This window comes from Pseudonocardia alaniniphila (assembly GCF_022524485.1).
GTDB lineage: Bacteria > Actinomycetota > Actinomycetes > Mycobacteriales > Pseudonocardiaceae > Pseudonocardia > Pseudonocardia alaniniphila.
Genome location: NZ_JAKXMK010000004.1, coordinates 194,958 through 212,983 on the forward strand (window position 1 = coordinate 194,958; position 18,026 = coordinate 212,983).

The following is an 18,026-nucleotide window of genomic DNA, read 5'->3' on the forward strand; positions in this document are numbered from 1 at the left end:
TGAGCTGGATGCCCGCCTCGGCGCGCTCTGCTGCCGCAGCTGCCCTTCCTGATCGGTCAAACTGCGCTGGAACCGGCCTAATTGCCACCGTTGATGATTATCGCTGATTGCCCGTTAACGCGTAAAGCTGCTTACGCAATCCTTCGACGTCCCAGCGCATATGGCCGCCTGGTGTTCGAAGGTTGGGGACAATTTTTCCTTCAGCTGCCCAACGGGCGATGCTGCGGGCGCTGATGCCGAGGGCCTTCGCGGCTTCGGAGGTATGCACGAGCTCGTCCGGCACTCGGCAAGTATCAGGGCTCGTCCGCATAGTTCGTGATCTTTGACTCGTTTGGCGCGATTGACTCGATCTCTGGGGCTCCTGGCTCGGCCGCGCTGGCGCTACCTGGTGGCGGTGGAGGGGCAGTTGATGAGGGCTTGTGCCACGTCGGAGCAGATCGATCGACACTGCCGTGCACGGCTGTCTCTGCTGTTAGGGTGCGGTTTGTGGATCTCGGCGAGGCCGTAGGGCGTCGGTCTCTTGAAGAGGCTTGTCGGAGGGTTGGCGTCGACGCGAGGTCGGTCGAGCTGATCCGGGTCGGCACGAACGCTGTCTTCCGAGTCGGTCGCGACGTCATTGGGCGGGTCGTGCTGGACGAGGGGAACGGGCCGAGTGTCGAGCGGCAGGTCGCTGTGGCCCGGTGGCTCGAGTCCGTGGGGTTCCCGGCAAACCGAGCGCTCGCGGTGGATCAGCCGGTGAAGGCTGATGGCCTGCTCGTGACGCTGTGGGAGTCGGTCTGCGACGGGGAGGTTTACGCACCCATCGCCGATGTGGCTGCGGTGATCAAGCAGCTTCATGAGCTGAGGTCACCGACAGGCATAGACCTGCCAGATCTGCGGCCGTTCGGTGCTGAGACGGATCCGCTTCCGGGCTTCCCCGGTCTCGACGAGAACGACGCTACGTTCCTTCGTTCGCGGATCGAGCGCGCACGTCTGGAGTTTGGCAACCTTCCTTTCGCGCTGCCCCTGGGAGTCATTCACGGCGATGCGAACGTGGGCAACGTGTTGAGTGGCAAAGAGGGCCGGCCGGTCGTCATCGATCTCGACAGTTTTGCTGTCGGGCCGCGTGAGTGGGACCTCATCCAGACGGCGATCTTCTACGACCGTTTCGGATGGCACACCGCCGAGGAGTACCGCACGTTCGTCGACGTCTACGGCTACGACATCATGACGTGGCCCGGATACTCGGACCTCGCTGACATGCGCGAGGTCGCGATGGTCACGTGGCTGAGCAGGAAGGCGACCGAGTCCGGTGGTGCCGCGGCGGAGGCGAAGAAGCGGATCAACGCGATGCGCACTGGTGGAAGCCGACGTGACTGGGGACCGTACTAACTCGCGCTTGGAGTCCACAGGCGCGACCCGTGGACTCGTGACACGAATTCGCGGACCGCTCCGCTTCGCCGGTATCGCACGAGTCGCTGCTGGAACTCGGTGACGTACGTTCGGCAACGAACTGAATCGAGCGTCTCTCCGACGAGGATGGCCTTCTCGGCCACACGGCAACCTTCGTCGACTTCTCCTCGGTCCAGGTGCGCGTCGGCGAGCACCATCGCGACGAAGAAGTCGCTTCGTGCGTAGTCGCCCGATGCGGAGGCGAGTGCGTCGGTGGCGTGCCGGATCGCCTCGTCCGACCTGCCGAGATCGCGGTAGCAGTGGCCGAGTTCAGCGGACATCTCTGCGCTGTCGAAGTACTGGATCCACTCCGGGCCGTCGCCGGCGACGTGACGATCGAAGAGGTCGACCGCGCTGCCCATCGCGCGCTGGCACGCTTCGGGGTCACTTGTCCTTGCCAGGGCACGCGCCTCCATCGTGTGGAAGTGCGCAGTGAGGATCGGTGCAGCGATCGACTCCGTGCCGAGGCGCGCCGCGCGCGCCATGTTGGCCGCTTCCCGGTATCGGCCGAGGAAGCTCGCTTGATGGCTCATTGCGTCGAGGATGGACGCGGCGAGGAGGCGATCCTCGGCCGCGTCGGCGAGGCTCAGTGCTTGGATGAAGTACCGCTGTGCGAGCCCGTGCAAACCCGCGTCGTACGACATCCACGCGGCGAGCTGGACGAGTTCGCCGGCCGCCGCGAAGAGATCGCGCCGCACGTCGGCCGCTCCGGAGGCCCGCAGTAGTCGGGGAAGGTCGGTGCGCAGGTACTGCACGAGTGCGTTCCGCGCGTGCGCGCCGCCGAACATGTTGTCGAGCCGATCGAACGTCTGGCGCATTGCCCGGAGGCGGACGACGTCGGCCGCACCGACCGTCGCGGGGCCAGGCAGCTCGGCAAGCGGCTTCTGTGACCGCACGAGCCACGCGACCGATGCGTCGTTCCACGCGGCGATGTTCGTGCTGGATTCGGCCACGGAGTTGCCCGACAGGTCGGCGCCCAGCAGATCGGCGATGCTGGCAACGCCCTCTTCTGGCTGCTCGGGATAGGTCAGGCCGACATCGGGCGAGACCGTGCTGTCGATGCGGAAGCCCAGCTCGTCCAGCGCGACTATTCGGCCCAGCCGGGCGCCAAGCGCCTCTCGAATGGCGTCGCGAGTCTCATCGTCCCGTGGAGTCACGCCGCTCAGCCAACGGCCGACATAGGTGTGGTTGTATGCGCGCCCGGAGCGGAGTGCCGCCGGAGCTTCCGTGACCGCTCGCGCGAAGCGTTTCTTGCCGATCTTCCCGTCACGGTCGAGGTACCCGGCTTCGATCATGAGTGCGGCGAGGCGTTCGTTCGTGGTCATCGGCCGCCCCCATCGTCCGGTGTGCCCGCGAGCGTCCAAGTGTGCCCCCAAGTGATCCCTGTTGGCGGCCATTCCGGAAATCCACTCTCGACGGCATGAGTGAACCAGGTCCGAGCACTGATCTCTTCGAGCGTGACGCCGTGCGTCTTGGCCCGTTCGACACCGACCCGGTCGACCTGCTGCCGCACGTGTGCCTGCGGGCGGACGGCTCGTGGCGGAACGGTGAGGAGATCCGGGCCTACAGCGCTGCGTGGTTGATCGGCGCGCTCGCCATCGCCGGTGTGAAGCTCGGTGAGCAGGACCGTGCGGTCGTGGCGCTGATCGCCGATGACGGCTGGCCGACCGTGCAGGTGGTCGCCGGGTGGGTCACGCGCGCGTGGCAAGCACACGGCGACTGCACAACGTGCCGTGTTCGCGCCGAAATGGACCGCCACCCGATCGGTGGCTGAAGGACATAGCCGGTCGGGCGGCCGAAGCGCCTGACCTCATCTGAACGGCCCATTTGCGGGCCGGGCCACCGTGACGCCTGGACAGCAACCAGGTGGCCCGACCCTGGGAACGCGAGTCCCCGATGCCAGAAGGTATCGGGGTATTCGTGCTGCGCGCGAGTGCTCCGAAGGAAAAGGAGCACCGGTATGTCTGCAAATCGAGTCAATCGCGCCAAGTTCGCCAAGTGTGACGAGATTTCCACCGATCAGTCCGCCGTCGAGAGCAATGAAGACTCGTTGGTCGTCATCGCCGAACGGCTGGATTTCCTACGCTCCGCGACGAATGACGCTCTCGGCGCCATCGTTGTCGGTGCCGGATCGTGCATGGCGCGCACATCGGACGGCGATCTGCCGGGATGGTTGTTCGACAGCGCGACGCCGGAGAGCGTGGCCGCGCGTCTATGCGGAACCTGCCCGGTCCGGGATGAGTGCCTGGAGTTGGAGCTTCGGCTTTTCCGTGATCAGAAGCTTGGGATGTGGGGCGCGCTCGGGGAGAGCGGCCGGTGTGCCGTGTACCCGGTGTGGTCGCAGCGCCGCGACGGTGAGGCCGGCTCGGACAGCGACGCCATGGGCGGGGGTGCCCGATGATGGCCGATCTCAGCCTTCCCGGCCCTGTCATCGTCGCAGGTGTCGTGCTTCTCGGTCTGGCGGTGCTCGCCCGGCGGGCTGGTGTCCGGGCAGGGCGCGCGAAGGCGGATGCTGCCTACCGTCGCGCCGGGTTCGGCTCGCTGGCCGGGCGCGTCGTCGTCAACGCGGGATTGATCGTCGCGGGTCAGTGGGCGGTGATCTCGCTCGCCCGGGACTGGTGGTGGGTTCTCGCTGCGCTCGCCGTGCCCGCCCTGTTCGCTGCTTACCCGCTTACCCGTGCGTTGACCATCTCCATCTTCGACATGGACGAGCCGCGCCGGGGGCGACGGTGAGCGGCGCCGGGGCCGGTGAGTTCGACCGGCGAGACGTCGAGGGCAAGGGGCAGGCCGTCCCGCAGTTGCCTGACCGAACGGTCGTCGAAGCAGAGATCCTGACCGACGTCGAGGCGGAGTACGTGACTCGGTGGCTGGCTCATGCGCAGGCGTCGAGATCGATGGAGCGCCGGCCAGCCGCGGAGGTGGCGAGCGCGTCGGGCGTGCGGGTGCGTCGGCTGCTGATCGGTACCCGGCGTGCGGCTGTCCAGGTGTGGCGAGCCGATCCGATGACGCGCCTCCGGACGATCCTGGCTTATCGGCTGTGCAAGGCGCCGTGGGACGTCGTGCGTCTGGTCTGGTTCGCGGTCCGTGGGCATGGGCGGTGGCTGGGTAAGGCGTGGACGTTCTTCACCTATGGCGATCTGCGGGCCGATGCGCGGTCCGCGCGCTTGTCCGGCGACCCGGCAGAGCGGCGCACTGCGCAGGAGCTGATCCACGCCGACTCGCGGGCCCGGTGGGCGCGTCTGGCGATGTTCGTCGAGAACGTCGGTCGCGCCGCAGTATTCGGTGGAGGGCTTGCGCTTGTGCTGTGGCTTGCCGACTCGGTGATGGCTCGGGCCGACATGTGGCCGTGGCTGGCCGGTCTGTACGAGGCCATCGACACGATCGCGGCCTTTGCTGTTGCGTCTGCGCCGTTCGTTGCTCTGGCGGCGGCGCTGGTGTGGTTGGCGGCGAGCGTATGGGAGGGGCGCGACAGGAGTCCAGGGGCCGGTTTCCTCATCCGTCCGGATCGTGACGACGCGGACTCGTGGGTCGACGAGCGCATGATCTCCCGAGCTCTCGCGCATCTCGGGATCGCGCCACTCGATCGTTTCGTCGGCGGTGGGGGAGAGCTGGTGTACAGCGTGCCCGCTCGCAAGGACGGCGACGGGACGTTCGCGCAGGTGCGGTTGCCGCTGGGCGTGACCGCCGACATGGTGGCCGACCGGCGCGACCGGCTTGCCGCGAACTTGGGGCGGGCGAAGCTGGAGACGTGGCCCACCGAGGGTGCCGAAGCCGGGCTGTTGGATCTGTGGGTCGCCGACAAGGGCAAGCTCGGCAAGGGTGCCGGAGCATGGCCGTTGCTGCACGACGGTGAGGTGAACGCCTTCGACGGTGTGCCGTTCGGTCGGTCCCAGCGTGGCGCGCTGATCGACGCGCCGATCCTCGAGCGGAACTACATGATCGGCGGGCAGCCAGGGCAGGGGAAATCCTCGGCCGGGCGGACGCTGTGTCTGGGTTGTGCCCTCGATCCGACCGTCGAATTGCGCGTCTACGTGTTTGCGTCGAATCCCGATTTCGATCCGTTCGCGCCGCGGCTGTCGGCATACGTTAAAGGTGATGATGATGAGGCGGTAGAGGCCGGTCTGAACGAGCTTCGGCGACTTCGGGACGACGTGACGCGACGCGGAAAGATGCTGGAGCGGCACGGTGCGGCGAAGGTCACGCGAAAGCTTGCCTCGGCGATCCGCGGTTTGCATCCGCTTGTCGTCGTCTTCGACGAGTGTCACGAGATGTTCGAGCATCCCCAGTACGGGAAGGAAGCGGGTGAGCTTGCGATCAAGGTCGTGAAGAAGGCGCGCAAGTGTGGAATCACCATGATTTTCCTGACGCAGTCGCCGACTGCGACGTCGATCCCGAAGGATCTCACCCGAAACTGTTCGAACGGCGTCGCCTTCGCGGTGGCTGATCAGCCGGCGAATGACGGCCTTCTCGGAACGGGAAAGTACCGGCAGGGCATTCGCGCGACGGAGCTGCGGCCGGGAGAGGACCGCGGGACGGCAGTAACGGTCGGGCTGACGTCCAACCGGTTCGAGCTGGTCAACACGTTCTACGTCGCGTTCGACGAGGATCGTGACGACGTCTCGCCGGTGATCCGGCGGGCGCTCGCGATCCTCGATGAACACGGCCGCGCGGTGCTGGAGTCCGGATCGGGGGACAGCGAACAGGATCCCGCGCCGCCGCGTGATCACCTCGCTGACATCCATCGCGTCCTGCGCGGTGAGACGCGAGTGCGAACGCAGGTCGTGTTGCGCCGGCTCGCCGAGCTGAACGTCGACGAGTACGGAGACTGGTCTTTCCAGGACCTGTCGACGGCCCTTGCCGCCGTGGGGATCGCCGCTCGCAAGTCGGATGGGCTCATGGTTATCCGCTCGGCGGATGTCGCCCGCGCGCTCGCCGAGCGCGACGAGGACGAGGACGGCGGCGATGACTAGCGGGAAGGGAGGAGGCCCGGGAGCCGGCGAGGGAGGCAGGGAGTCCTCCCGTCCGGCTTCCCTGGTGATTCTCCCTGCTTCTGCCAGGGGAAACGGGGTTCAGGGAGGCGCTGGCGGTGGTGAGACTGGACCCGGTGATCGCGGTAAGAATGGGGACCGCGGCGATGGTCGGGAGGCTCCCTCCCTTTCTCGGGATACAGCCGGTGGGGAGTCGCTGATCGTTCGTGTGCCGGTCGGTTTGCCGCCTCTGACGGTGCCGGTCAGCCGTACACTCCTGGCGATATTGGTCGAGTTGACCACAATCGAGATGATCGAGGTGTCTCCCCATGGTGGATGACATGGCCGCCGACATCAGCCGCGATCCCTGGGCCACCCTCGATGGCCTGCTCGGTGTCGAGCCGGCTGCGCCGGTGGAGGAGGGGATCGGCCGGCTTGCCTTCTACGGCCGGTGCTCCACCGAGGACAATCAGGACCCCGAGACGTCCCTGGGCTGGCAGCTCGGCAATGCGCGGAAGTTCGTCGAGCCGCTGGGCGGCACGATCGTTGCCGAGTTCTTCGATGTGGGTCAATCGCGCTCGGTGCCGTGGGAACGCCGGCATGAGGCGTCGCGGTTGCTGGCTCAGCTCAAGCGGTCGGATCGGGGCTGGGACGCGATCGTCGTGGGGGAGGGGACGCGGTGCTGGTTCGGTAACCAGTTCTCGTTGATCGCTCCCCGGTTCGCGGCCTACGGGGTGGATCTGTGGGTGCCGGAGGTGGGCGGCCGGTTCGATGACCGCAACCCGTCGCACAAGATGTTGATGAGCGTGCTCGGTGGGATGAGCGAGTCCGAGCGGCAGCACGTGCAGGCTCGTGTGCGGGCGGCGATGGACGCCCAGGTGGTCAACGAGGGTCGTCATCAGGGTGGGCGGGCGCCGTACGGGTACGTGGTCGCGGACGGCGGGCCGCATCCGAATCCCCGCAAGGCGGCCGAGGGTTTCCGGCTGCGGGTGCTGGAGGTCGACGAGGCGTCGGCTGACGTTGTGCGCCGAATCTTCCGGGAGTACCTGGAGGGGAGCGGGGATCGGGCGATTGCCGGTGGGCTCAACCGGGACGATGTGCCCTGTCCGTCGGTGCGCCGCCCGGATCAGAACCGGCACCGGTTGGCGGACGGCTGGCAAGGCAGCACGGTGCGCGCCATTCTCGAAAACCCGCGGTACACCGGCTATGCGGTGTTCGGGCGGTGGAGCAGGAACGAGGAGTTGAGCGATCCGGACGATGTGGCGGCGGGTCACGTGGTGCGGTTTCGACGTTCTTCGCCGGATCAAGTGGTGCGCTCGCGGGTTCCGGCGCATCCGGCGATCGTGTCGGTGGAGACGTTCACCGAGGTGCAGTTGATGCGGCGGACGAAGGCGGCCGGTGGTTTGGAGGCGCGTCGGACGCTCGAACGCGGGCCGAGGCCAACGAAGCGCACGTACTGCCTTCGGGGCCGTGTGCGGTGCGGGTACTGCCGGCGGCGGATGGAAGGTACGCCGCGGGGTGAGCGCATCTACTACCGCTGCGCGGCGCGCAGCATCGTGCCCGGCTCGCCCATCCTGGAGACACACCCCAAGAACGTGTACCTGCCGGAAGCGCCGGTACTGGAGCCGATCAACACATGGATCGGTTCGGTGTTCGATCCCGCTCGGCGGGACGAGACGGTGCGCCGGCTACTTGGAGTCGCGCCTGACCAGGCGGACGACGCGCGGACGGCTGACGCCGAGCGCGCGGTGGCGGAGGCCGAGACGAAGCTGCGGCGCCTTCAGGCGGCCATCGAGGCGGGCGCGGACCCCGCGGCCCTGATCGATCCGCTCAACCGGGCACAGGAGCAGCTGACGGCCGCCCGCCTCCGGTGTGAGCAAGCTCCGGCGCTGCATCGTCTCGGACGAGCGGAGGTCGAAGCGATGCTGGACTACCTCGGCGACGTGGGCGCGGCTCTGAGCCGCGCACGGCCCGAGAGGATGGCTGAACTCTATGCTTCGCTGGGCCTGGAGCTACTCTTCCACCCGGAAGAAGGCGCGCTGGACGTGACGATCCAACCGCGTAGGGGTAGTGAACGTGTCCGAGGGGGGACTTGACCATTACGTACACGGACTCCACCAGAGCAGCCGTCTGGTCATCAGCTGATGGTTGCTGCGGAAGGGGCGTGTTCCCGATGCAGCGCCACCTCGGCGGACTCGATCTCGGCGAGAGCGTCGATGTATAGGGCGACAGTAGGGGGCGAGTGGGCGCTGTCGGTACCTGGTCTGGTCGGTTGCCACAGACACTGTGGAGGTTTCCCACCCGTGACATCCGCCAGCCGGGTCGGGCGACTGGACCGCCGACGGATGGGACATCGGGGCTCCTAATTGGCGCTTCAGTCATTACCGGCCGATCGGAGTCTGTCGCGGTGCGGCTAGCTAGCGGGCCACCAGCGTGCGCTCGTCGCGGAACTGGCCAAGCGGCACTGCCGTGCCATCGGTCAGCGTGATGTGCCAGAAGCGCCAGCCGGCACAGGACTTGAGGCCGGTCGCGATCCGTCCGGCTTCGTCGGGAAGGCGGAACGAGTCGGTGTCGGTAAGCCAGAGCTGACCCTCGGCGTCCACCCTCGCCTCGTGCCGGGTGCCTCGGTGCGTTCCGTGGAGCCGTACGCCTGGTGTGATCCGGCCGTCGGCGACGAGAACCGCAAGTTCGGTGCGACGGGTGCGACGGGGCCTTGGTGAGCTCCGCACCGACGGGCCCGAGTCGTTTGTCGTGGCGGGGGTTTCCTCCGTCGCCTCGGCCGGCGGTAGGGCGAGGCCGAGCCGTGCTGGATCCCAGATGCGCTGGGCCAGCGTCTGGTAGAGCTGACCGCGCACGTCGACGACCTTCTGCATGGGGGTCGATGCGCCGAACGCCCGCAGGGTGCGCTCCACGCCGTGTGATTTGCTGATTCGGTGCAGGGCTGGGTGCCGCTTGTCGTAACCCGGTGCGAGAACCGCAAGAAGGGCGGTGTGGCGTTGGTACCACTGCGCCTTCTCCCCGAAGGGGAGGTCCCGGACGCTCGCGTTGTCTGAGGCCGGCAGCAGACCTAGACCACCAAGACGGTTGCGGAGCAGGCGGAACTGCAACGGCTCCAGCTCGGGGTGGCGTTCCGGGTGGTCGGCGAAGACGTGCTCGATCTGCCAGGAGCGGTCCGTGGACAGGTACTTCTCGATGACGTCCTGTTCGCCCATCTCGTTCTCCACGTATGCCGTCAGGCGAGCCAGGACGTAGCGGACTTGGGCGCGGTTGTCGCCGCGGAGGCCGAAGGTTTGCATCACGTCGAAGTCGAGTTCCGGTAGCTGCGCGCCGAGGATCGTGCCGAGGTGGCCAGCCGTCGAACAGCCGCGGACGAGCGGTATCAACTCTCGGACCTCGCGGTTGATGTCTTCCGCGCGAGTCGACTCGTCGTGGACGGCACGTAACACATACAGGAGATCCACGAAGTTGGCTGCGACCTTGGCCTTTTCCTTCACCAGCGACGGCGGGTCGTCGGGGCGGATGGCAGCGAGGATCAGCGCCATCTGAGCGGTCACGCCGTTGGCGTGGTTGTAGAAGAGCGCCGCGAGTTCGTTCTCGTGCCGCGGCTTCACTGTGGCGGCTGCCAGATCCGCGTAGTGCCGGCCGAGATCGATGAGCTCGGTGACGAAATCAAGGTACGATTCCCCGTCATCGCGCAAGCCGATCTTGGCAGCATGCTCGCGGGTCCACTCGTGCGGCGCTCGGTCGATCTTCTCGGCGTCGTCGGAGTCCTGGCGAAGGTCGGCGTGCCGGGCGACGAGGAAGGCCTTGAGGAAATCTCGGGGCGCATTCGTGTCGCCGCGTACCCGGGTGACCTCAGCCAGCATTGTGCGCCAATTCTCGTTGAGTTTCTCCTCGTCCCGATTCGCCCTAGACAGCAGAAAGCTCTTGATGAGATCGACGGACGTCAGCCGGGCCCCGCGATCGTTCATCGACTCGAAGATACGGAAGCCATTGTTCCGGTCCACGGCCTCGATGCCGACCATGACCACGCTATCGAGTAGCCAATCGACGAAACGGCCGTGCTGGTCGGAGTCCAGTCGCTGCGCGAGCTCCTCTTCGATCTGTGCGCTGCGCTCCCACAGCGTCTGTACCGAGAGGGAGACGGCCTTGCCCAGCTCGTAGGGTCGTCCGTTCAGCAGAGCCTCGAGTGGCTTCTGTCGCTCGTCGATGGCGAGCCGGAACCGGGGCCGGCTCCCGTCATAACCGGCGACGATGGCTCGGTTGAGCCGATCCCTCGTCTTGTGGCCGGCGCCTTCGGGGATCAGCCGCAACAAGTGGAGGAAGATCAAATGAAGGGTCGTGAAGCGCTGCTGGCCGTCCACCAGGAAGCGGCGGTCCCCGTCCTCCTCCGTGTAGACGAACGGCCCGAGGAAGAACTGCGCCGGCGTAGCACGCCAGGACCGGCGGACCCCGTCGCTGCGTTCGAACTCCTCGACGAGGTCGGACAGGAGGGTCCGCACATCATCGGCGGACCAGGCGTACTCCCGCTGGTAGTACTCGATCGCGTAGGTGACGCGTTCGAACAGTGATGCGAGGTGGAAGGCCTTACCAGTGATCCCGCCGCCCGCCATCCGACCCCGTTTCGGTGATTGCCGTCCGTGTTCACCCGACGGCTCACCGTTGTACCAGCAGACGGACCAGTACGCGACGTCTTCGAAGCTGAGATCGGACCTCGACCGAGCCGGTTGCCGCCGGCCCTGGCTGCTCAGCCACCGCGACGCCGGCGTCGAGGACGTCATGGCGAAGCGGCTCGATCACATCGATCGAGCGGACAGCAGGATCTGGCGCGGGGTCCGTACCCACTTGACCGCGGAAGCCATCGTCGGCGGCGTGCTGGGCAGCTCGCACAACCCCGAAGCCCCATGGGTCGCCGGTTGGACCTACCCGTTGCACCCCAGCACGCCACGACATCGCGTCAGTCCTCACCGCGCCCGCTGCTGAGCATCCGTGGCCTCCGACGATTCCGTCGAGCCAGTTCGGACAGCGATCTAGCGAACGAGTGAGGTACGTCCAGGTCGCGCCGGCAACCGTCGTGGAACTCCATGTCGACACCTCGTTTGAGAAGCATCGGTGGCGACACCTGCCCGAGGTTCCTCCGCGTCCGCGCGGACCCCACGGCCGAGCGGCGTCTCCGCAGAGCGACCCGTACTCCCAACTCCACCTGCGCAGAGGCCAGCCCTAGCCGCGGGATCGCGGCCAATTCGGCAGCGGTTGCTGTCCGTGGCGTCGGTCAGCGGTCGTTCCGGGTGGGCCGACGCACTGTGGCATCGCCGCCCGGTCTGGTGGCCGATGAACCCTGGCCGGCCCGCGTGGGTGAACCAGCTGCGTGGCCTGCCGACTGGTGCGTGCGTTTCGACTGCTGGTCCACGCCGGGTGGGCCAGCCGGAACCCCCGGCCCGTCCGGGGCGGGCGCTGCCTGGCGGGTGCGTCCCACACCGGGACACACCAACGCCGCAGCCGTAGGGCACGCGGCCAGCATCGAAGGAGCCATCGATGACCGGCGATCACCAGCACGACCAGTACGAGGCGAACGCAGACATCAGCGCGGAGCACGATCGTGAGGAGGTGGCCCCCGACGCCTCGCTCGGGGAGCTTCTGCAGGTCGACCCCCGCGAGTTGATCATCGGTGCGAACGTCCGCGGGCAGGTCGGCTTGGATCGGGAGTTCGTGCGCTCGATCCGCGACCGGGGCGTCCGGGAGCCGATTCAGGTCCGCCGCCGGACCGGTGATGGGGCGTTGGTGGTGCGCAAGGGTAAGCGCCGCACGCTGGGCGCGATCGAGGCCGGCCAGGGGATGGTGCGGGTCCTGGTCGAGCCCGACGTCGACCCGGGCGAGGACGACACCGCCGGGCAGGTCGAGCGGATCGTGGATCAGCTTGAGGAGAATCTGCACCGGTTGGGGAACTCCGAGGTTGAGGAGGTGGCGGCGCATCAGCAGTTGCTGGATCTGGGGTTGACGGCCGGGCAGATTGCTCGCCGCACCCATACTCCGGTGAAGCGGGTCAAGGTCACCACGGCGGTGGCGCGCAGCGAGTTCGCCGCGGCGGTGCTGGCTCGCTATGACATCCCGTTGGACCGGGTCGCGGTGATTGCCGAGTTCGATGACGGCACCGAGAAGGGAGTCGAGGCGATCAAGGCACTGACCGTCACCGCGCAGAGCGAGCCGGCGCAGTTCGAGCACGTGGCGCAGCGGCTGCGTGACCAGCGCGAGGAGCAGCGCCTGGTGGCCGAGCGGGTTGCCGAGCTGACCGCGGCTGGGGTCCGGGTCGTCACCGAGCACACCGATCACGCTGTGCGGATCAGCGGGCTGCGGCCGACCGCGCAGGACCCCAGCGGCACCGAGCTGACCCTCGAGGCCCACCAGGACTGCCCCGGACACTCCGCCACCGTCGACGTGCGGCGCAGCTTCGGAGCACGGGGCACCACGGTGACGACCTCCTACCTGTGCACCGACCCCGACGGGAACGGGCACATCCCCCGCTGGGACAACAGCACGGCCACCACCGGCAGCGGGTCGGGCACTCGGCAGCCCGGCCCGATGAGCGAGGCGGAGAAGGCCGAACGGCGACGGGTCATCGCGAACAACAAGGACTGGGACTCCGCGACCACCGTGCGCCGGGACTGGCTGCAGGCGGCGTTCCTGGCCCGCAAGACGGCCCCGAAGGATGCCGCCCGGTTCATCGCCACCACCCTGGGCCGCGGCGGCCACGATGTGCGTAAGGCGATGGAGTCCGGCCATGCCACCGCGCAGGAGCTGCTGGGCATGGACCCGGTGGTCACCCACGGGGCGCCCAACCCCATTGCGCTCGCCGCGGACACCGCGTCGCCGACACGGGCGACCATGCTGGCGCTGGCGGTGCTGCTCGGTGCGGCCGAGCAGGGCACGGGACGGCACAGCTGGCGCAACCCCAGCCCGGAATCCCGCGCCTACTTCACCGCGCTGCGGGGCTGGGGCTACCCGCTGTCCCCGGTCGAGCAGCTCGTGCTCACCCTGGACACCGCCACCACGGACGGCGAGCCGAGCACCGATGCCGCCAGCGACGAGAACCAGAACGGCGACGCAGCCCCCGATACGGCCGAGACTGACACCCGGATCGAAGCCGACGACGACGGCCACGAGCGCAGCGTCGGCGAATCCGAGGACGCCTCCGGCGCGGCCCGTGATGGCGGGGCCGAAGGCCGAGTGATCGACGGAGGTGAGGACACCGCTGACGTGGCCTGATCACTGCGGTCGGTGAGGTCCTGCGGGGCCTCACCGACCGCGCTCGTACTATCTGGCATCACAGGTCCACGGGGAGGAACACCTCCCAAGGTCAGACAACCAGGCACTGCACGAGCGCGCTGCTGGGGACCTGACGGAGCGCTAATACGAGCTCCCAATGCCAGGCTGCGCGTTCTGCCGGGGAACTGCGCAGCTACGAGTTCGACCTTGCAAGAAGGCGCCGTCCGGCCACCTGGTGACAGGTCGGTAGCTCGTCGCCGATTGGTTGCGCGAGAGCGGGAGAGCGCCCGCGTGCGCTTCCCCCGTGCGTCGCCTGCTGGTGACACGTGCATTGCCGTCGGTTACGCGGCGGCGGGTGCCGCCCGGAGGGCAGCACACCGAGGCGGGGCCAGCGCCGACGAACCCGGCCCACACCATGCCGGTGAGATCGCCTGCAACCACCAGGCCGGTCAAGGGGACCGACATCGCGATCACACCCGCATGGGCGAGCCGGAACCGCCGCCGTCCCTGCGGGCCCCCGCTCCGGTGCGCTGAGTCCGGGTGCGTCATCTCGACGCCGAGCCCCCGGAGGCCCGTATGCCCTGCACACGCCAATCCCGCACCAACAACGCCAGCACCATCTGGCGCGAGTTCACCGATCGCGATGCTCGGGAGGACGCGCTCGCGGCCGATTTCGCTGGGGTGCTCAATCAGCTTGGTTCCGAAGCAGAGGGGAGCCAGTGGTGATGGGTAGGAACCAGATCAACTCCTACGACAATGCCCGCAGCTGGATCCTGCCCGATCACGTCTGCTCCAACATCCCGCGGCGCGGCAGTGAGGGCATGCTCGGTGCGCACAACGCCGCCCGCGGGCTGCTCGTCGAGATCTGCCGCCACACCGGCGCGGTCCCGCTGTGCCTGCACTACCACGAGGCCTCGCACCGCCGCGGCTGGCTGATCATCGTGACCGCTCTCGCAGAAAGCGCGGGGAACTTCCTGCTCGTGACGACCCGCAGTTTCACCGACTGGCACCGAGCCGGTGATGACGGTTGGCGGATCTGCATCAACGGCCAGGACCTGTCCGATGAGGATCGAAACCTGACTCCGTCGGTGCCGATGCAGGCGGCCATCGTCGATCGCTGGCTGCATCCCTGACTCACCTTCGGCGCGGGCCCGTCCTAGGCCCGCGCCAGCCGATCCTTACCGGGCGGCCGCCGAACCTACGCGTGGGAGCGTCAACGCATCGCCATGGGCCGTGGCCACCCTGGGAGGCCACCTCGACGGGACGCTCCTGCCGCGTGAGCGAGCTCGCTTTGCGCGAGGTATGAGCCGGCTCGGATCACCCGGTGTGCCGGTCGAGGTTTGCTTTCCCCGGCGCGGCCTTGACGGGGAGGCGATCGCGCGACGGGTCGTGCTGTTGCTGTTGCCTGTTTGATGACGCCCGAAGGTCAGCACAGCCCGGGTGGGGCAAGCGCCGATGAACCCGCCCCGGCCCATCCCGGTGAGATCGCCTGCGGTCGCGATGTCGGCTGGTGTCGAGGGATGCGATCACACCGGGATGAGCGAGCCGGAACCCCCGCCGTCCCCTGCGGGGGACCCCACCCGCACCGCGCTGAGGCCCAGGCCGCGTCACCCACCGACACCGAGCCCCAGGGAGCCCGACATGAACGAGATCACCATCCACGGCAACCTCACCGCCGACCCCGAGCTGCGCTTCTCACCCGGCGGGGTGCCGGTCCTGACCCTCAACGTCGCGGTCAACCGCAGCCGTTATGACCGCCGCACCGGCGGCTACACCAACCTGCCCCCGGTCTTCCACCGGGTCGTGGCGTTCAACCAGCTCGCCGAGAACGCCGCGACCAGCCTGGCCAAGGGCGCCACCGTCACCATCACCGGCCAGCTCGCCGACGACTCCTACACCAAGGACGGCGAGCGCCGCCGCGGCATCAAGCTCGAAGCCGCCGACATCGCGGCCAGCCTCCGCTACGCCACCGCCCAGATCACCCGCAACAAGCGACCCGACACCGACCCGGCCCCGGAGCCGCTGCCCGAGCCGACCAGCGAAGAGCCCGCCGCCTGAACCCTCCCGCGCCCGGCGGTCCGGACCACCCCGGTCCGGACCGCCGGGCGTCTTTTGCGGGCTGCGGATTCCAGCGGTCGCACCCGCAACCCGGCTGCTGGTTCCCAGGTCGGCTGGTGTTCTGGCGTCGGCCCAGCACGGTGCCCGAGAACCCGGGCCCGCGACACAACCCCGATCTTCGATGGCCCCGATCCTGGCCGGTCGCGGGCCCGGAACCCCGGGCGGTCCCCGGCGTGCCGACGCAAGCACAGCATGCAGCCGACCTGACCTGGAGTTGAGCACGATGACCACGACGACGCCCCACCGGCAACCAGTCCGCCGTCCCGGACTCGGGCAGACGCGGCGGACCGGTATGCGCCTGGGGAACGTTGCTACCGCTGCGGCCACGGCCGGTCGATACGTGTTCCCGATCCACCCGCGCAGCAAGATCCCCGCGGTGACGGACTGGGAGACCGCGGCCACCCGCGACCTCGAGCAGATCCGCCGCTGGTGGGATGCGCGGCCCTACAACATCGGGATCGCCACCGGGAGAAGCGGCCTGCTCGTGGTCGACCTCGACCTCGTCCCCAACGACTGCCCACCCGAGTGGGCCGGCACCCGGGGCGGGTTCGATGTGCTGGCGCGACGCGCGGCCGCAGCCGGTGCGCCCTGGCCGCCGCACACGCTCGTCGTGGCCACCGCGACCGGGGGCACCCATTGGTACTTCCGCCCACCCGCGGGGGCCCAGCTGCGCAACACCCAGGGCGGCCCTCGCCGTGGCCTGGGGTGGTGCGTGGACACCCGCGGGCACGGCGGCTACGTCCTGGGTCCCGGCTCCGTCCGCCCCGACGGCACCTACCGGGTCGTCCGCCGCTATCCGATCGCGCAGCTTCCCGGATGGTTGCTCGCCGCCCTGACCCCGCCGGGACCCCCGCCACCTCCCAGAGCCCTCAGCCGCCGCCCGGTCTCCCAGCGACGAGCCGCGGCATACCTGCGAGCCGTGGTCAACGGAGAGATCGCCGCCGTCGCGGCCGCCGGCGTCGGGGACCGGCACACCACACTGCTGCGCGCCGCGCGCCGGCTCGGCCACTGGGCCGCCAGCGGCGCCCTGGCCGAAGCCGAGGCACGGGCCGCGCTCACCGATGCCGCCCAGCACTTCGTCGGAGTCGCCGGCTACACCGCTGCACACATCGCGCGGGACATCACCGACGGCCTCGCCTACGGCGCCCGGCGTCCACGCCGGATCAAGGACATCCCTGACAGGCGCGGTCCGGCGAACGCGCCCAGCTGACCTGACAGCTGGCCGGGGCTGCTCCACACCGTCGAGGGCGTCGGCCGCGGGAAACACGTGGTCGTGTGCACTGCCGGTGGTGCCGTTCCGAGCAACGGGTGGCCGAGCCCGGCCCGCGCACTGCGCACAATCGGGGGTCTCGCACGTGCCGGGTCCTGATGGCCAGCGCTGGTCAGAGGCGTTGCTGATTCGTGGTCAGTCCGGGTGCAGAGATGACCAGGTGTGGCGGATGCGTGGTCATGTGGTGGCGGGTCGGGCCTCCGGTTCCCAGCTCAGGTGGATCGCCCGGAGGTCAGCACACCGGGGCGGGGGCGAGCGGCGATGAACCTGGCCCACCCATCCCGCCGAGATCGCCCGCACGCTTCGACGTCGGCCGGCGGTTGGCATTTGCGATCACACCGGGATGGGCGAGCCAGAACCCCCGCCGTCCCTGCGGGACCCCCGCCCCGGCGCGCTGAGGCAGTGCCGCGTTCCCCCAACGCCGAGCACCGGAGGCCCTCATGACCACCACCCACGAGATCACCGAAACCGACACCCGCGCGACCCGCCTCACTACCCTCGAGGCCCAGGTCTGCCAGGCCCGCGACGAACTCCAGGTCGCCGCCCTCTGCGGCGAACCCACCCTCGCCCTGGACGCCGTCACCTCACTGGCCACGCTGCTGCAGCACACCCTGCAGGAGCTCGCGCTCCTCGCCGAGGAAGCCAGTCCTCGGTGACCGGCAGCGGGCCCCGGCCACGGGCCGGGGCCCGCGCTGGCGTCGTGCAGCCTCAACCTCGCTGGCGGGAGCGCCGGGGTTCGAAGCGGGCCGCTGCTTCGCGGGGGACGGTGGTCGCTGGTGCGACCACCCGCGCCGTACCGATGTCTCGGGCCGGGCGACCGCGAAAGATCTTGATGTGCGTCGCACCTTCGAACGCAGGGCCTGGTGAGGCAGATCCGTGGTCGGGGAGCAGCGAGATATGTACGAAGCGATGCTTGCTGGCGGCCCGGAGCTGGGCGACGACTCGGGCGGAACGGGGGCGTTCCGGGTGGTCTGGCA

At 68.6% G+C, this 18,026-nt stretch carries 15 protein-coding genes; 12 read left to right on the top strand and 3 right to left on the bottom strand.

The window, feature by feature from the left end:
- Positions 1–97: 97 nt before the first annotated feature.
- Entirely contained in the window at positions 98–283 is a 186-nt protein-coding gene (locus tag MMF94_RS05635; protein ID WP_241035191.1) for a MerR family DNA-binding transcriptional regulator, read from the bottom strand.
- A gap of 203 nt (positions 284–486) precedes the next feature.
- Between MMF94_RS05635 and MMF94_RS05640 the strand changes: the two genes are divergently transcribed.
- Positions 487–1,371, top strand: a complete 885-nt coding sequence (locus MMF94_RS05640) for a phosphotransferase family protein (protein ID WP_241035192.1) — start codon at positions 487–489, stop codon at positions 1,369–1,371.
- Here MMF94_RS05640 and MMF94_RS05645 read toward each other — a convergent pair.
- Positions 1,368–2,756: an NsdA family TPR-like regulatory protein gene (locus MMF94_RS05645; RefSeq protein WP_241035193.1), complete on the bottom strand. Its 1,389-nt coding sequence runs from the start codon at positions 2,754–2,756 to the stop codon at positions 1,368–1,370. The genes MMF94_RS05640 and MMF94_RS05645 overlap by 4 nt on opposite strands.
- A gap of 95 nt (positions 2,757–2,851) precedes the next feature.
- Between MMF94_RS05645 and MMF94_RS05650 the strand changes: the two genes are divergently transcribed.
- The 5 genes from MMF94_RS05650 to MMF94_RS05670 all read left to right on the top strand — a co-directional run bounded on the left by MMF94_RS05650 (position 2,852) and on the right by MMF94_RS05670 (position 8,494).
- Positions 2,852–3,205, top strand: a complete 354-nt coding sequence (locus MMF94_RS05650; protein WP_241035194.1) for a hypothetical protein — start codon at positions 2,852–2,854, stop codon at positions 3,203–3,205.
- 186 nt (positions 3,206–3,391) lie between these two features.
- On the top strand, positions 3,392–3,832 hold the full coding sequence (locus MMF94_RS05655) for a WhiB family transcriptional regulator (RefSeq protein ID WP_241035195.1): 441 nt from the start codon (positions 3,392–3,394) through the stop codon (positions 3,830–3,832).
- Positions 3,832–4,164 carry a hypothetical protein gene (locus MMF94_RS05660; protein WP_241035196.1) on the top strand — a complete coding sequence of 111 codons (333 nt, stop codon included), beginning with the start codon at positions 3,832–3,834 and terminating at the stop codon, positions 4,162–4,164. The genes MMF94_RS05655 and MMF94_RS05660 overlap by 1 nt, the downstream gene beginning before the upstream one ends.
- A complete protein-coding gene (locus MMF94_RS05665; protein ID WP_241035197.1) occupies positions 4,161–6,401 on the top strand; it encodes an ATP-binding protein in 2,241 nt (746 codons plus the stop codon). The genes MMF94_RS05660 and MMF94_RS05665 overlap by 4 nt, the downstream gene beginning before the upstream one ends.
- 326 nt (positions 6,402–6,727) lie before the next feature.
- A complete protein-coding gene (locus tag MMF94_RS05670) occupies positions 6,728–8,494 on the top strand; it encodes a recombinase family protein (RefSeq protein WP_241035198.1) in 1,767 nt (588 codons plus the stop codon).
- A 321-nt stretch (positions 8,495–8,815) separates the two neighbouring features.
- Here MMF94_RS05670 and MMF94_RS05675 read toward each other — a convergent pair whose 3' ends face one another.
- A complete protein-coding gene (locus tag MMF94_RS05675) occupies positions 8,816–11,011 on the bottom strand; it encodes a GmrSD restriction endonuclease domain-containing protein (RefSeq protein WP_241035199.1) in 2,196 nt (731 codons plus the stop codon).
- 922 nt (positions 11,012–11,933) lie between these two features.
- Here MMF94_RS05675 and MMF94_RS05680 point away from each other — a divergent pair.
- From MMF94_RS05680 to MMF94_RS05705, 6 genes are all read left to right on the top strand, one after another.
- On the top strand, positions 11,934–13,661 hold the full coding sequence (locus MMF94_RS05680) for a ParB/RepB/Spo0J family partition protein (RefSeq protein WP_241035200.1): 1,728 nt from the start codon (positions 11,934–11,936) through the stop codon (positions 13,659–13,661).
- Between the two features lie 540 nt (positions 13,662–14,201).
- Positions 14,202–14,387, top strand: a complete 186-nt coding sequence (locus MMF94_RS05685; RefSeq protein ID WP_241035201.1) for a hypothetical protein — start codon at positions 14,202–14,204, stop codon at positions 14,385–14,387.
- Positions 14,387–14,794: a hypothetical protein gene (locus MMF94_RS05690; protein WP_241035202.1), complete on the top strand. Its 408-nt coding sequence runs from the start codon at positions 14,387–14,389 to the stop codon at positions 14,792–14,794. The genes MMF94_RS05685 and MMF94_RS05690 overlap by 1 nt, the downstream gene beginning before the upstream one ends.
- 508 nt (positions 14,795–15,302) lie before the next feature.
- The gene (gene ssb / locus MMF94_RS05695) at positions 15,303–15,719 is read left to right on the top strand and encodes a single-stranded DNA-binding protein (protein WP_241035203.1); all 417 of its coding nucleotides are present in this window, start codon (positions 15,303–15,305) and stop codon (positions 15,717–15,719) included.
- A gap of 283 nt (positions 15,720–16,002) precedes the next feature.
- Positions 16,003–16,989, top strand: coding sequence for a bifunctional DNA primase/polymerase (locus MMF94_RS05700; protein ID WP_241035204.1), 987 nt, complete (start codon positions 16,003–16,005; stop codon positions 16,987–16,989).
- Between the two features lie 500 nt (positions 16,990–17,489).
- Positions 17,490–17,705 (top strand): hypothetical protein, encoded by a 216-nt coding sequence (locus MMF94_RS05705; protein ID WP_241035205.1) that lies wholly within the window; start codon positions 17,490–17,492, stop codon positions 17,703–17,705.
- Positions 17,706–18,026 lie beyond the last annotated feature (321 nt).

Excerpts from the sequence above, each read along its gene's own strand:
- MMF94_RS05645 (WP_241035193.1), bottom strand. The coding sequence starts at position 2,756 with ATGACCACGAACGAACGCCTCGCCGCACTCATGATCGAAGCCGGGTAC.
- MMF94_RS05650 (WP_241035194.1), top strand. The coding sequence starts at position 2,852 with ATGAGTGAACCAGGTCCGAGCACTGATCTCTTCGAGCGTGACGCCGTG.
- MMF94_RS05655 (WP_241035195.1), top strand. The coding sequence starts at position 3,392 with ATGTCTGCAAATCGAGTCAATCGCGCCAAGTTCGCCAAGTGTGACGAG.
- MMF94_RS05660 (WP_241035196.1), top strand. The coding sequence starts at position 3,832 with ATGGCCGATCTCAGCCTTCCCGGCCCTGTCATCGTCGCAGGTGTCGTG.
- MMF94_RS05670 (WP_241035198.1), top strand. The coding sequence starts at position 6,728 with ATGGTGGATGACATGGCCGCCGACATCAGCCGCGATCCCTGGGCCACC.
- MMF94_RS05675 (WP_241035199.1), bottom strand. The coding sequence starts at position 11,011 with ATGGCGGGCGGCGGGATCACTGGTAAGGCCTTCCACCTCGCATCACTG.
- MMF94_RS05680 (WP_241035200.1), top strand. The coding sequence starts at position 11,934 with ATGACCGGCGATCACCAGCACGACCAGTACGAGGCGAACGCAGACATC.
- MMF94_RS05690 (WP_241035202.1), top strand. The coding sequence starts at position 14,387 with ATGGGTAGGAACCAGATCAACTCCTACGACAATGCCCGCAGCTGGATC.
- ssb (WP_241035203.1), top strand. The coding sequence starts at position 15,303 with ATGAACGAGATCACCATCCACGGCAACCTCACCGCCGACCCCGAGCTG.
- MMF94_RS05700 (WP_241035204.1), top strand. The coding sequence starts at position 16,003 with ATGACCACGACGACGCCCCACCGGCAACCAGTCCGCCGTCCCGGACTC.
- MMF94_RS05705 (WP_241035205.1), top strand. The coding sequence starts at position 17,490 with ATGACCACCACCCACGAGATCACCGAAACCGACACCCGCGCGACCCGC.